The sequence below is a fragment of the Chryseobacterium sp. SNU WT5 genome, from assembly GCF_007362475.1.
GTDB lineage: Bacteria > Bacteroidota > Bacteroidia > Flavobacteriales > Weeksellaceae > Kaistella.
Genome location: NZ_CP041687.1, coordinates 40,717 through 55,161, shown reverse-complemented (window position 1 = coordinate 55,161; position 14,445 = coordinate 40,717). Strand labels below are relative to the sequence as shown.

Genomic DNA, 14,445 nt, shown 5'->3' with positions numbered 1-14,445 from the left:
GGGTGATTATACTGGATTCTCCTAAAATTAAATAATTACCTTTGGAAGGTAAAAAACACATACCAATGGTAAAATTTTATTAACTTGTTTAACTTTTTTCTATAAGAACTTTTAATAAAAATAATTATATTTTATAAAATTATTTTACATTACGCGCACTATTCAACCGATGGGTAAAAACTAATAACTTTAAAATAGCGGATGATAAATTTTTTATTTAAAGATTAAAAAGTTAAAAAAACCAATGTGTCAAGCACATTTGATTGAAAATGAATGGCGCATCACTGATGCGCCATTCTTTATACTACTTTCTCTCCACAAATTTTGCAAAACCGCGAATCATCATCAATGTCTCCATTACCGCAACGATCGCACATCTTACCTATTTCCTGACGCTTGTTTCGCATTTCTGCCGTAACAATTCCCGTAGGAACAGCTATGATAGAATAACCAGCGAGCATGAGTAAAACCGATAAAAATTTTCCTAATGGGGTACCAGGAGAAACATCACCGTAACCAACAGTTGTTACCGTGACCACCGCCCAATAGACGCTTTGTGGTATGCTTTCAAAACCTTCACGGTGACCTTCCACCATAAACATCATTGATCCAATGATGACCGAAAATATCATTAAGAATAATAGAAATATATAAATTTTTCTGGAACTGTTTTTTAATGCTCGGACAATGAAATAACCATCGTTCATAAAGTCCATTAAATTCAATATTCTGAAAATTCTTAACATTCTCAGCATTCTGATAATAAGAAAATACTTGGTAATTGGAATAAATAAACTTAGATAGAAGGGGAGTATTGCTAGAAAATCAATAATACCAAAGAAACTGAAGATATATTCCTTTTTATTTCGCAGGGTTATAATGCGTAAAGTATACTCAATTGTAAAAAAGGCGGTAATAATAATTTCCAGAATTACAAACAAATTATGAAGCTTCGCGTCAAAAATCTGAACGCTTTCCATCATTACAATGAAAGTACTGATTAGAATTAATAATAGTAAGAGAATGTCAAAAAGCTTCCCCAGTTTCGTATCAGACTTAAAAATAATCCGGTAAAGTTGCCTTTTCCATTTGGTGCGTTCGGGGATAAAGTTATGTTCGCGTTCCATTAATTTTATGGATGATGTTAAATATTAATTCTTAAATTCGTTACAAACATAACAAAATGACAGTTAACCAGATAATTTGCGACTTAAAAACTCTTATTCCATTGTCGCAAGCGGAAGATTATGATAATGTAGGTTTGCTTTGTGGTCAGGCAGATCGGGAAGTTACAGGAATTTTAGTTTGTCATGATGTCCTAGAGCATGTTGTAGATGAGGCAATTACAAAGAATTTAAATTTTATTGTTTGTTTTCATCCTATTATTTTCTCTGGACTAAAATCCATCACTGGAAAAAATTATGTAGAAAAAACAATCTTGAAAGCGATTGAAAATAAAATTGCAATTTACGCGATTCACACTGCGTTTGATAACGATTATTTAGGAGTGAATTTCAAAATCTGTCAGGTATTGGGCTTAATCAACCAAAAAGTACTAATGCCCAGAATGAAAAGTATTTTGCAACTCCAGGTTTTTGTACCTCAAAACTATGCTGAACGGGTAAAAACGTCTCTATTCGAAGCTGGTGCAGGAAATATTGGTTTTTATGATGAATGTAGCTTTTCCATGCTGGGCACAGGAACTTTTCGACCGTTAGACGGATCAAATGCTTTTGCGGGGATTATTAATCAAAGAGAAAACACAGACGAGGTTATAATTTCCGTAATTTTCGAAAGCTTTAAAAAAAATCACATCATAGAAGCAATGAAGAAAGCTCATCCTTATGAAGAAGTTGCTTATCAAATCGTTCAATTGGAAAATGAAAATCAATATTTGGGCTTAGGTAGGTTTGGAGAATTTAAAGAAGAAATGGAAGAACCTGAATTCTTAACATTTGTAAAAGAAAAATTTAATTTAAAAGTCATTCGTCATTCCGATCTTTTAGGCAAAAAAATAAAAAAGGTAGGCGTTTTGGGCGGAAGTGGTGCAGGTGGTATTCGCGCAGCTATTTCTAACCAGTGCGATGCGTACTTGACGGGAGATCTTAAATACCATGATTATTTTCAAAGTGAAGGGAAAATGTTGATTTCCGATATCGGTCATTTTGAATCAGAACAATTCGTTACTGCTCATTTAGTTGATATTTTATCACAAAAATTCACTACCTTTGCCATCTCAAAATCTACCGAGAAAACCAACCCTGTAAATTATTTTTTATAAAAATATGGCTAAGAAAACCGTAGAAATATCCGTTGAAGATAAGTTAAGAGCACTTTATGATCTACAAATCATTGATTCTAGATTAGACGAAATCCGCAGTACAAGAGGTGAATTGCCTATTGAAGTTGAGGATTTAGAAATCGAAATTGAAGGTTTGGAGAAAAGAGCTGAGAAATTTCAGTTAGAAATTAAACTTCAGAATGACGACATCAACACCAAAACAGAAGTAATTAATCACGCTAAATCTTTAATTGAAAAATATAAGGCGCAGCAAGATAACGTAAGAAACAATAAAGAATTTGAATCCCTTGAAAAAGAAATCGAATTCCAAGATCTTGAAATTCAGTTATCTGAAAAAAGAATTAATGAGTACGGTGCGAAAATAGGTCACAAAAACGAAACTTTAGAAGAACTTACTTCTAAAATTAATGATCTAAAAAACCACTTGAAGTTCAAAAAAGAAGAGCTTGAAAACTTGGTGTCAGAAACTCAGAAAGAAGAAGACTTCTTGATCGAGAAATCTCAAGAATTTGCAAAAAATATTGACGCAAGATTGTTGGCTTCTTACCAAAGAATACGAACAAATTCTCCAACTGGCTTAGCTGTGGTAGGTTTGGAAAGAGGTGCACCTAAAGGTTCATTCTTTACTTTGCCTCCACAGAAACAAATGGAGATTGCGCAACGTAAGAAAATCATCATCGATGAGCACTCAGGAAAAATTCTTGTAGATGACGATATGGTGAATGAAGAAAATGAAAAAATGAAAGATATTATTAAATTTTAATTTCATTTTAAAGATAAAAAAACGGTTTGATTATTTTCAAACCGTTTTCTTTATGAATGATATTTAAGAGATTTTAACGTTAGTTAGAAGATCTTTAATTCTCCTCATCGCTTCTTTTAAATCTTCCTCTGAAGTCGCGTAAGAAAATCGGACACAATTAGGATTCCCGAAAGATACCCCACCCACACAACCTACATGGGCATGTTCTAAAAGGAACATTGCAAAATCATCTGCATCTTTAATAAAAGTTCCATTTAAGGTTTTCGCTACATAAAAAGAGATATCAGGAAAGAAATAGAATGCCGCTTTCGGATAATTAACATTGAAACCCGGAATGTCTCGCATTAGATTATACACAATATCCCGTCGGGTTCTAAATTCTTCAATCATAAATCGGTATTCGCTTGGATCAGTTTTTAAAGCGGTAACAGAAGCTTTTTGAGCCATTGAATTTGCACCACTCGTCATTTGTCCTTGAATTTTCTCACACGCTTTTGCTAACCATGTTGGACAGGCAGAATATCCAATCCTCCAGCCCGTCATGGCGAATGCTTTCGACATCCCATTAATTACGGCAGTTTGTTCGTAAACTTGAGGAAACTCGGCTATTGAAGTATGTTTACCATCATAATTTATAAACTCATAAATTTCATCCGAAATTATGGTGATCTGTGGATGTTTTGCGATAACGTTCGCAATAGATTCCAATTCTTCATGAGTATAGTAGCTTCCCGAAGGATTACAAGGTGAACTGTAGAGTAGCGCTTTCGTTTTAGGAGTTATTGCCTGCTCGAGTTGTTTTGCGGTGATTTTGAACTCGGTATCAATCGACGTTTTCACAAACACTGATTTTCCACCCATCATTTTAACCATTTCGTCATAACTCACCCAATATGGAGCAGGTAAAATAACTTCGTCACCATCATTTATTATAGAAGCAAGAACATTCAAAATCGCTTGTTTCGCACCATTAGAAACACAAATTTGTGTTGGCTGATAAGTGAGATTATTATCCCTATCCAGTTTGCCACAAATCGCTTCTCTTAGATCCATAAACCCAGGAACAGGAGAGTAGTGACTGAAATTATGATCAATGGCTGAAAAAGCGGCTTCTTTTATATTTTTAGGAACATCAAAATCAGGCTCACCCAACGTTAAACTGATAACATCAATTCCGGCGGCCTTCATTTCGCGCACTTTATTGCTCATTACAAATGTTTGTGAAAAGCTTAATCTGTTAAGTCTTTCAGAGAATTTTTCCATAGTTAAATTAAAGTGAATCAAAGGTAATTTTTTAGTTTGAACCTGCAAAACCAAATTTTTATGAAATGCTTTCTTTACTTTTGCAATAAATAAGCCTAATAATGTCTGTTGAATTAATTGAAAAACATTTTCCCAACCTCTCAGAAAATCAAAAAAAACAGTTTGCTGATCTTCAAGATCTGTATCAGGAATGGAATGAAAAAATAAATGTGATTTCCCGAAAAGATATGGATTCACTCTATGAAAAACATATCCTTCATTCTCTGGGGATTGCAAAAGTGATGGAATTTGCCCCGAACACCAAAGTTTTAGACATTGGAACGGGTGGTGGTTTTCCCGGTATTCCTTTGGCGATTTTATTCCCCGAAGCAGAATTTACGTTAGTAGATTCAATTGGGAAAAAGATTTTAGTAGTTAAGGAAGTTGCAGAAGGTATCGGTTTACAAAATGTGACTGCGATCCATGCCAGAGCGGAGGATATAGAAGAGCAGTTCCACTTTATCGTAAGTAGAGCAGTTACGCAAATGCCGGTATTTTTACGTTGGCTGAAAGGCAAGTTTTTAAAAGAGCAAATCAATCCAAAGCACAATGGTGTTCTATACCTTAAAGGTGGGGATTTGGAGGAGGAATTAGAAGGTTTGAAAACTGAAATTTTTCCGCTTAATAAGTATTTTGAGGGCGAATTTTTTGACACCAAAAAAGTAGTATATTTATCAAAAGGAAATTTTTATTCCTGATATTTATAAAGTACTACCCTCTACTAAATTAAAATTGATAAGGTATTTTAGCACCTATAGCTTCTCAAATTAATTTTTGCAACATAGGGGATTTTTATACTTTTAAATTTTTAGAACGGAAAAATATATTTGAGAAGATTTATTGATCGAGAATACTATTTTTAGTTAATTAGTATCATGCGGTATCCACACAGAATATTAATTAATAAAGCATCAGGAATTTTAAATATTCATGATGCTTTTTTATTTTAAAATTCCTATTTTTCCTTTTTATAATAACATCGAGCATTCAGATAAAATAGCGTCTAATATGAAATTCCTTAATAAAATTGTTACTGACCTTCTTTCACAAAACGATGATTTATCTACTTTTAATATTGTCTTGCCGGGAAAAAGACCAATAGTTTTCATCAAACAAATTCTAACTCAGAAACAATATTCAGGCTTTCTGCCAAACTTTTTTACAATAGAGGATTTAATTAATGATATATCTGGGAAACAACCTGTTCAGGGTATTTCGTTGTGGCTTTTTTCATTTAATGTTTATCGTGAACTTCATCCCTCTGAAGATTTTGCAAACTTTCTAAAATGGTTTCCTACTTTATTGAAAGATTGGGACGATATTTTAAAATTCTCAGATTCTGATAAAGCAGTTTTGGAGTATATGTTTGATGAAGAAAGGATTAAAAACTGGTCAGAGAATTTAGGAGATTCAGAAGATCGACCCTTGAAGAAGTTTTTGAATTTCTGGCAAAAGATGAATCATTTTTTACCTCTGTTAAAACAAAAATTAATTGAAAAAAACTGGGCTACTTCCGGAATTATTCATGAATCTGCCAAAGATAAAATAGAGCATTATGTTCAAAATAGTGCCGGACAATTTGTTTTCTGTGGATTCAATGCTTTTACACCTGTTGAGGAAAAATTAATAAGAACCCTTATTCAGTGGGACAAAGCACAGTGTTTTTTTCAAGCAGATAATTATTACATTGATGATGACCGACAGGAAGCTGGTAAGTTCTTTCGTAATACAAAAACATGGAAAGAATTTAATGAAAATCGACCTTTTCACTGGATCGAAAATGATTTTGCACAGTGTAAGAAAATCAAAGTATACGAAGTTTCAGGGAATATAACCCAAGCCAAAGTACTTCCCGAAATTTTTGCGGAAATTAGTGAAAATGACCTGTCTAAAACTGCGGTGGTTTTGCTTGATGAGAATTTATTACCCACTTGTCTCGATGCCATGAGCAGTGTAGAACGTTTGAATATTACCATGGGTTTCCCACTGAAAAATTTAAGTTTCAGTAATGCCATGAAGAAACTATTTTATCTGCAGAAACAATTAGAAAAGAAGGACTCTTCATACTATTATAATGATCTTTTATCCGTCTTAGAAGAATTGCCTAATAAGGAAACGGATCAAAATATCATCATTGATTTCAAAGCGAAAATAGAGGAGCGAAATATTGTTTACATCTCTAAGAAACAAATGATTGAGTTTTTAAGTGATTTATCTTATTTTAACCTGTTCAAAAAGCCCCAATCTGTACAAGAATATATTGATTTACTGATTAACTTCTGTTATCAGCTTAAATTCAAAGATTTAGATGATATTCTGTATGAAAATATTTCACATTTTGAAAAAAGTTTCAAAATAATCAAAAATCAGATTTCTCCCTATTCTTTTGAAATTAAAATGGAGACTTTAGAAGTCCTGATTAATCACTTGGTCAATTCAGAAACGATTGATTTTCAAGGAGAGCCACTTCAAGGTTTACAGGTAATGGGACTTTTGGAAACTCGACTTCTTAACTTTGATAATATTATTTTACTTTCAGTCAATGAAGGTAAGTTGCCTTTGGGAAATGCCCAGAACACTTATTTACCATTTGATATACGTCAACATTTCCATCTCCATACATTTCTTGAAAATGACAGTATTTATGCTTATCATTTTTATCGTTTGATTCAGGATTCTCAGAATGTCCACTTGCTTTTTAATGCGCTCACTTCTGGAGTGAATACGGGTGAAAAAAGTAGATTTATCACTCAGATCGAGATTGAAGATCAACATCACACTATTGAAAATATTATTATTGAAAATTCGTCTGAACCGATTAATAAACAAAGGATTGAAATTGAGAAAACACCATCTGTTTTACAAAAATTAGAGGAATGGAAGAGTAGAGTATCTCCCTCGCACCTGACTTCTTTTATTTATAATCCCGTTGATTTTTATTTGAATAAGATTTTAGGAACCAGAGAAACAAGTGAGATTGAAGAAGAACTTTCTCAACGAAGTTATGGTAACCTGGTCCATTATGCCTTACAGATTATTTATGAAAAAAATATTGGTAAATTATTAACTGTTAATGATTTAACGTATTCGAATGAAAATTTAGTTAAAGTATTAGATCAAGCGATTATTAAACTTAATCACCAAACTGATTTTTACGAAAAAGGAATGAACTATATTCACAAATCAATTGCTGAAAGGGTAGTGCGCACCATTATCGAATTTGATAAGAAATTAATCTCCGACGGAAATAAACTGGAGATTCTTAATGTTGAGGGTAAATTTGAGAGTATTGATTATTTCCTAAATGAGGATCGAACAGATAAAGTGGCATTCTTTGGATTTATTGATCGAATTGATCGACTTAATGGGGAATTGAGGATTATCGATTATAAAACAGCTAAGACGAAAAACCTGGTTATCAAGACACCAAAAAAAGTAGAAGACGAGGAAAAGTTGGAAGCGTTATTTTTTAGGGATGATTACAAGCAGGCGATGCAGTTATCTGTTTATGCGTACGCTGTACTAAATGATAATAAATTTCCAGATAATAAGGTGAAGTGTGGGATTTGGAGTTTTGCAGAAGCTAACCAAGGTGTACAAAATCTGCACATATTTGAAGATGATCAAATCAGTAATCAATCTCTTGAGAGCCCAATGAAATGGGTTAAAAATGTAATTTTAGAAATTTTAGATCCTGAAAAGAATTTTATCGAAGAAGAAAAGGCCGCTAGGTAATATAAAAAAGCCTTCAGGTTTAAAATCTGAAGGCTTTTGTTTTTTTATCCAAATGCATTGATGCCGGTAATATCCATTCCGGTGATCAATAGGTGAACATCATGAGTTCCTTCATACGTGATAACCGATTCTAGATTGGCTGCATGGCGCATCATAGGGAATTCGCCCATAATTCCCATTCCACCTAATATCTGTCGGGATTCTCTTGCAATATCAATCGCCATTTTCACATTGTTTCTCTTAGCCATTGAAATTTGAGCCGGAGTGGCTTTATGATTATTTTTCAAATTACCTAACTGTAAACAAAGTAATTGCGCTTTGGTAATTTCAGTTAAAAATTCTGCTAATTTTTTTTGCTGCAATTGGAAAGAAGCAATAGGTTTTCCAAACTGAACTCTTTCTTTTGAATACTGAACCGCTGTACAATAACAGTCGATTGCCGCACCAATAACTCCCCAAGAAATTCCGTAACGCGCAGAGTTTAGACAAGATAAAGGTCCTTTTAATCCAACTACTTTGGGTAATAAATTTTCTTTAGGAATTTTTACATTGTCAAAAACAAGTTCTCCCGTTTTAGAAGCACGTAGCGACCATTTGTTATGCGTTTCAGGAGTTGTAAAACCTTCAAAAGCTCTCTCAACAATTAAACCCTGAACTTTTCCTTCTTCATTTTTTGCCCAGATTACAGCGATATCGCAAACTGGTGCGTTAGTAATCCACATTTTAGCCCCATTTAAAAGATAGTGATCACCTTTATCAATGAAATAACTTTCCATAGAACTTGGATCTGAACCGTGATTAGGCTCTGTTAATCCAAATGCACCTATCATTTCTCCACTTGCTAAATGAGGTAAGAATTTTTTCTTTTGTTCTTCAGAACCGAATTCGTTGATAGGAAACATAACCAAAGAACTTTGAACCGACGCTGCTGAACGAATTGCAGAATCTCCTCTTTCCAGTTCCTGCATAATGATTCCGTAAGAAATTTGGTCTAGCCCCGAACCTCCATATTCTTCTGGAATATAAGGACCTAAAGCTCCAATTTTCCCCAATTCTTTCATTAAGTTAGGAATATCAGTATGATTTTGCGCCGCATCATCGATTTTAGGCATCACAAAACTTTCAACCCAATCACGAACAGATTGGCGTATAAGTAGATGTTCCTCAGTAAGTAAGCTATCGATTCCGAAATAGTCTGGAATAGTATTTAATGGATAATAAGACATATTAATTTTGTTTGTCCTAATTTAGGATATTTTAAATATTGAAAAAAATATTAATGAAAAATTTATCATTTTTTACTTGATATTATGGATTACGATAGGAGGTAGGATAATTATTTACTGGTAAATTTTTTATCAAAATTGGTACAATCAATCTGCTGCAGTTGATGACCATCGTATTTCAGTTTTGATGGATTGGTGTATTTGGAAGTACTTCCATCAGTGGTATATTCGCCAGTTGCTTCCATTAATTTATCACCCTTCCTCAAGAAATAGATTTCTCTGTCAGAAGTTTTACCCTCTGATTCAAAGGTATACATCAGCTTTAAGGTATCTGCGTTTTGAATTCCAGCTACATCACCAAACGAGCTGTCTTTTTCAAAATTTTTATAACGCATTTTCCCTGTTATGGTACCGAGATTATCGTCCAGCGATAGGAAAACAGAATCCTTGCTGATTGCTTCCATATAACATGTTTGTAGCGTAGATGATTCTACAGGCTCATTTGAAGCGGGAATAACCACCGTATCTGAAAGTGACCCATCAACATTCACCGTTTCTGAAGTTTTTTTCTCACAACTTAAAAACAGAGAAATTGTAAGAGCTGACATTAAAAAATTTTTCATAAAATATATTGTAATAATTCAACTCTAAAATTAGTGATTTTATTTTCGAACGCGATTGATAATAAGAATTTTTTGTTTTATTATTAATGTTTTATTCATTTATTGAAAGCTCTTGTCATTTTTTTAGGTATAATTTTGAGATGAGTTTGTTGATCTATATTACAAGATTTTATTTTTTAATTTAGAGCGACGATTTCCTAATCGCTGAGAATCATTTATCTGAGTATTTTTTACATGGTATATATTTACAGATCAAATAACCGCCAAATGTGTTGAGTTTACAAAAGTAAAAGAAGCTAAATTTTTGGAATTATAATGTTTTCTAAAAGTCCTATAATTTATATTATGTTAAATTGAATTTGTTTCAGACTTTATTGTCAAATACTTCCTTGCGCACATATTACTCCTATATAGACTGTTTTATTTGTCTTTAAATAGCGATGAACTATTATAAGATATTTCATCTCTTTATAAATAGTACATTTTATCTCGGTAATTTTTATTTGTTCTATGCAATAAAAAAAGATCTTCCAAATTTGGAAGATCTTTGTGATCATTATTTTTTTAAACATTTTTCTAAGAACTGATCTTGCTCCCATAAGGTGTGCAAAACATTTTCTTTGGCCGCGTATCCGTGAGCTTCTTTTGGCAAAAGAACCATTCTAACTGGTGCACCTAAATTTTTCAATGCTTGGAAATACCGTTCGGTTTGCAAAGTAAATGTTCCTGGATTATTATCAGCTTCACCATGAATTAACAATAACGGCGTTTTCATTTTATCAGCTTGCATGAATGGAGACATCGTGTTGTAAATTTCTGGAATATCCCAGTAATTTCTCTGCTCACTTTGAAATCCAAATGGAGTCAATGTGCGGTTATAAGCTCCACTTCTGGCAATTCCACATGCATAATCCTTAGAATGCGTCAATAGATTTGCAGTCATAAATGCTCCGTAGGAATGGCCACCTACCGCAACTTTATTTCGGTCAATATATCCTCGTTGATCAAGAGCGTCAATTGCCGCTTTACCATTTGCAACCAATTGAGGAATAAATGTATCATTTGGCTCTGTTTTTCCTTCACCAATAATTGGAAATGAAGCATCATCTAAAACTGCGTAACCTTTTGTTACCCAGTATATAAATGATCCGTAACTAGGAAATGTAAAGTCATTTGGGTTCTGTGTATTCTGACCAGCGGTACTCTTATCCTTATATTCTGTTGGGTACGCCCATATTAACAGGGGTAATTTCACTTTATGGTTCTTGCGATCGTAATTTGCGGGTAAGTATAAAGTACCGCTCAGTTCTACTCCATCATTTCTCTTGTATTTTATAACCTCTTTATAGACATTTTTTATACTTTCAAACGGATTTGCGAAATTCGTTAGTGCCGTTCCTTTTCCATTTTTAATGTCTCTAATAAAGTAATTTGGATACTGACTTGCAGATTGTTCTACAACCAAAACTTGACCTTTTTTAGCATCTAAAATGTCAACGATGCTTTCTTTGGAATTGGTTAATTTTGAGGTGTAAACCCTTTTCTTAGCCATTGTTCCTAAATCCAACTCATCAATAAATGGAAACTGGCCATTTTTAGTAAATCCTGCACCAATAAGATGTGCTTTATTCTTTGAAATATCAATTACATTCCGTCCGAATTTATTTTTGGTTTCTGCGAAATTTCCCGGATTGCTGTAAACATCCTGATAATTTCTATCATCGATGATCTGTGACGTATTTTTATCAAGGTTGATAAGGTAAGATTTTGAATTTCTTGTATCATACCAACTATCATAAATGATTGCGAAGTTCCCGTTGGACCAGTCTATCCCGCTGAATCTCTGTTTTGTTTTAAACATTGATTTTGGTTGTGTTGTAAATGGTGCATCCCAAACAAAAACTTCATCGCGATATTCTACTTTATTTGCTTGATCTCCTCCATCAAGTGCTTCAGCGAACACCAAAGTTGATGGTTGATCATCTCTCCAACTGATATTTCTTTTGCCAGTTCTTACCGAAGAAAAACCTTTTGGCATGATCTCATTTAATGGAGTTTCATTTATAATTTTAATCAAATTACCACTCGGATCATAAATGGAGGAAGTCATAGGAAATCTACTCAAAGGAACGATATACGAATAAGATTTTTGAATAGTTGTTAGCATTAAATAATTTCCGTCTGGTGAAAAATTAAGTGAAGTATAAATTGCAGCAGCTTTAAATTTGTGCTGATTACCACTAATATCTATTTTTACCAATTCAGATTTTGCCAATGTTTCAAAGTTGGCTTCGTCCTGTGGGTTTTTTAATAGATCCTGATAGGTTCTGTTTTGAGAAACCTTTCCATCTGAATTAGAAACTGTAGGTCCAGTAGGAAGATTATTTTTCTCATCAATCAGAGAAGCTCGATTTGATGGAATTTGTTTAACAAGTAAGTGTCTAGAATCTGACATCCATACATAGGGACTTCCCAGATTAGCATTCAACGGTGAGTTTGATATTTTCTTCGCCGTATTTGTCGCTAAATCTAAAATCCATAATTCAACAGCATTCACGGTAGTGTTAGTAAATGCTAATTTCTTCTCATCTGGTGAAAAAGATAAGTAAGCTATTCGTGCTTTTGTGGGTAAATCTTTGACTTGTGCTTCGTTTTTATCTTTTAACTTTCTAGTTTTAAGATTATTTACATAGGTCATCGAACTTGAAATATTGGTTACAGGATTTACCCGTAAACCTGCTAATTTCATCTCTTCCTGATTGAGATCTTCCAGTGATTTATAGGTGTCCCGGTAAGAGAAAATCATCCAGTCTCTCTTGCTATCCATAAAAACAGAAGGAGCTCTTTCAAAATCTGCAAGCTTCATAATTTCTGCCGAGGGTTTTTGATAAGTGATGTTTTCCTGCGCACTTACAAAAACTACACAAAGCAACGCTATAGCGATTATTCTTTTTTTCATGTATACTTTTTCTCAAAAGTATCGATTTTAAATAGGTTTAGCAAGAGAGAAAGTAGTTATGAATGCAAAAAAAACCGAAAGCATTTTAAAATACTTTCGGTTTATATTTTTGATAATAGTCAATTAAAAGCTTAAATCTCTTTTTTTTAAAATCATTTGGTCGATTGAATATTTTCCAGGACCGAACGCAATAATAAAAATATAGATCGTGAGATATAAAAGACTTAATTCTTTACTGCTTAATGGTTGTGCACCGTTGACTACAAAAGCAGCAATGATCATAATGCAAGAAATAACCATACTTGATATTCGGGTAAACAAACCAATAATCAACATAAAAGAAAAAACAAGTTCTAAAATAATCGCTACAATTAAAGTGTTTCTATCTCCTAAACCTATAAAATCATAGAATTTAATCTCTTCACCCTTAAAAAGCATTTCTAATTTTGGTACTACGTGTATAAAAATCATTGAAATGCCAATGAAGATCCTGACAAGAAGTATAACAAGATTATTAATTAGAGCAGATTTTTTCGGGAAAATAAAGAGCTTCATGTATTGAATTTAGGTGACAAATTTAATAAAAAGCAATAAATTACGGAAATTACTTTCAATTATTTATCGGTATCCAAAATTTTTGAGATCCCTATCATTTTTACGCCAATCTTTTTTGACTTTTACAAAAAGTTTAAGGTGAATTTTCTTGGAGAAAAATTTCTCCAAATCAATACGTGCTTCGGTACCTACCTTCTTGATTGCATCACCTTTATGTCCTATAATAATTCCTTTTTGGGTATCGCGCTCTACATAAATAACAGAATCAATAAAAATAATCCCGTCGTTCTCTTTAAACATTTCTGTAACAACTTCTACGGAGTAAGGAATTTCCTTATCATAATTCAGAAGGATTTTTTCTCGAATGGTCTCATTAACAAAGAACCGTTCTGGCTTATCGGTGTACTGATCTTTATCGTAATATGGTGGATTCTCCGGTAGCATTGATTTTAATTTGGGTAAAATCACTTCCGTATTAAATCCAGTTAACGCAGATATCGGTAAGATTTCCGCTTTAGGAATAATCTCGTGCCACATCTCCATAACTTTTTCAAGATCCGTTTGGTTAGAAGCATCTATTTTATTAATTAAAATTAAAACAGGTACCGGAATTTTATTTAATTTATCAACTAGAAATTCATTTGGTGCCGATTTATCTGTAATGTCGATAATGAAAAGGAAAACATCTGCATCTTGCAATGAATCCTTAACAAAATCCATCATTTTTTCTTGAAGTCCATATTTTGGATCCAAAACTCCTGGAGTATCAGAAAAAACAATTTGTAAATCTTCTTCATTGTAGATTCCGAAAATACGGTGTCTTGTCGTTTGTGCTTTTTGGGTTACTATTGCTAACTTCTCCCCCATCAACTGATTTAGAAGGGTAGATTTACCAGCGTTTGGTTTTCCCACAATATTTACAAATCCTGCTTTATGCGTGCTCAAAGTATTATAATTTTAAAGTTCTGCAAAGTTAAGTA

At 33.2% G+C, this 14,445-nt stretch carries 11 protein-coding genes; 4 read left to right on the top strand and 7 right to left on the bottom strand.

Features of this window, described 5'->3' with window-relative positions; genetic code table 11:
- Window positions 1-299: 299 nt before the first annotated feature.
- On the bottom strand, window positions 300-1,127 hold the full coding sequence (locus FNJ88_RS00230) for an ion transporter (RefSeq protein ID WP_143851160.1): 828 nt from the start codon (window positions 1,125-1,127) through the stop codon (window positions 300-302).
- A gap of 56 nt (window positions 1,128-1,183) precedes the next feature.
- Between FNJ88_RS00230 and FNJ88_RS00225 the strand changes: the two genes are divergently transcribed.
- A complete protein-coding gene (locus FNJ88_RS00225; protein ID WP_143851159.1) occupies window positions 1,184-2,281 on the top strand; it encodes a Nif3-like dinuclear metal center hexameric protein in 1,098 nt (365 codons plus the stop codon).
- Between the two features lie 4 nt (window positions 2,282-2,285).
- Window positions 2,286-3,065, top strand: coding sequence for a zinc ribbon domain-containing protein (locus FNJ88_RS00220; RefSeq protein ID WP_143851158.1), 780 nt, complete (start codon window positions 2,286-2,288; stop codon window positions 3,063-3,065).
- A gap of 63 nt (window positions 3,066-3,128) precedes the next feature.
- Here the strand turns inward: FNJ88_RS00220 and FNJ88_RS00215 are convergent, their stop codons facing one another.
- The gene (locus FNJ88_RS00215) at window positions 3,129-4,328 is read right to left on the bottom strand and encodes a pyridoxal phosphate-dependent aminotransferase (RefSeq protein ID WP_143851157.1); all 1,200 of its coding nucleotides are present in this window, start codon (window positions 4,326-4,328) and stop codon (window positions 3,129-3,131) included.
- Window positions 4,329-4,429: 101 nt separating this feature from the next.
- Here FNJ88_RS00215 and rsmG point away from each other — a divergent pair, with 101 nt between their 5' ends.
- Together rsmG and FNJ88_RS00205 are read left to right on the top strand one after the other, a co-directional pair.
- Window positions 4,430-5,065, top strand: a complete 636-nt coding sequence (rsmG, locus tag FNJ88_RS00210) for a 16S rRNA (guanine(527)-N(7))-methyltransferase RsmG (RefSeq protein WP_143851156.1) — start codon at window positions 4,430-4,432, stop codon at window positions 5,063-5,065.
- Between the two features lie 310 nt (window positions 5,066-5,375).
- Window positions 5,376-8,102: a PD-(D/E)XK nuclease family protein gene (locus FNJ88_RS00205; protein WP_143851155.1), complete on the top strand. Its 2,727-nt coding sequence runs from the start codon at window positions 5,376-5,378 to the stop codon at window positions 8,100-8,102.
- A 44-nt stretch (window positions 8,103-8,146) separates the two neighbouring features.
- On the opposite strand, the gene FNJ88_RS00200 is transcribed toward FNJ88_RS00205, so the two are convergent.
- The 5 genes from FNJ88_RS00200 to era form a co-directional block, all read right to left on the bottom strand.
- Window positions 8,147-9,328, bottom strand: coding sequence for an acyl-CoA dehydrogenase family protein (locus tag FNJ88_RS00200; protein WP_143851154.1), 1,182 nt, complete (start codon window positions 9,326-9,328; stop codon window positions 8,147-8,149).
- Window positions 9,329-9,438: 110 nt separating this feature from the next.
- Window positions 9,439-9,936, bottom strand: coding sequence for a hypothetical protein (locus FNJ88_RS00195; RefSeq protein WP_228414539.1), 498 nt, complete (start codon window positions 9,934-9,936; stop codon window positions 9,439-9,441).
- Between the two features lie 571 nt (window positions 9,937-10,507).
- Entirely contained in the window at window positions 10,508-12,910 is a 2,403-nt protein-coding gene (locus FNJ88_RS00190; protein ID WP_143851152.1) for an alpha/beta hydrolase family protein, read from the bottom strand.
- Window positions 12,911-13,033: 123 nt separating this feature from the next.
- Complete coding sequence (locus FNJ88_RS00185; protein ID WP_185145837.1) at window positions 13,034-13,381, bottom strand: DoxX family protein; 348 nt, start codon at window positions 13,379-13,381, stop codon at window positions 13,034-13,036.
- Between the two features lie 147 nt (window positions 13,382-13,528).
- Window positions 13,529-14,410: a GTPase Era gene (era, locus tag FNJ88_RS00180; protein ID WP_143851150.1), complete on the bottom strand. Its 882-nt coding sequence runs from the start codon at window positions 14,408-14,410 to the stop codon at window positions 13,529-13,531.
- Window positions 14,411-14,445 lie beyond the last annotated feature (35 nt).

What these genes read in the sequence shown, in the direction of transcription:
- FNJ88_RS00215 (WP_143851157.1), bottom strand. Translation starts at nt 4,328, where the DNA reads ATGGAAAAATTCTCTGAAAGACTTAACAGATTAAGCTTTTCACAAACA.
- rsmG (WP_143851156.1), top strand. Translation starts at nt 4,430, where the DNA reads ATGTCTGTTGAATTAATTGAAAAACATTTTCCCAACCTCTCAGAAAAT.
- FNJ88_RS00205 (WP_143851155.1), top strand. Translation starts at nt 5,376, where the DNA reads ATGAAATTCCTTAATAAAATTGTTACTGACCTTCTTTCACAAAACGAT.
- FNJ88_RS00185 (WP_185145837.1), bottom strand. Translation starts at nt 13,381, where the DNA reads ATGATTTTTATACACGTAGTACCAAAATTAGAAATGCTTTTTAAGGGT.
- FNJ88_RS00225 (WP_143851159.1), top strand. Translation starts at nt 1,184, where the DNA reads ATGACAGTTAACCAGATAATTTGCGACTTAAAAACTCTTATTCCATTG.
- FNJ88_RS00200 (WP_143851154.1), bottom strand. Translation starts at nt 9,328, where the DNA reads ATGTCTTATTATCCATTAAATACTATTCCAGACTATTTCGGAATCGAT.
- FNJ88_RS00220 (WP_143851158.1), top strand. Translation starts at nt 2,286, where the DNA reads ATGGCTAAGAAAACCGTAGAAATATCCGTTGAAGATAAGTTAAGAGCA.
- FNJ88_RS00230 (WP_143851160.1), bottom strand. Translation starts at nt 1,127, where the DNA reads ATGGAACGCGAACATAACTTTATCCCCGAACGCACCAAATGGAAAAGG.
- FNJ88_RS00195 (WP_228414539.1), bottom strand. Translation starts at nt 9,936, where the DNA reads ATGTCAGCTCTTACAATTTCTCTGTTTTTAAGTTGTGAGAAAAAAACT.
- FNJ88_RS00190 (WP_143851152.1), bottom strand. Translation starts at nt 12,910, where the DNA reads ATGAAAAAAAGAATAATCGCTATAGCGTTGCTTTGTGTAGTTTTTGTA.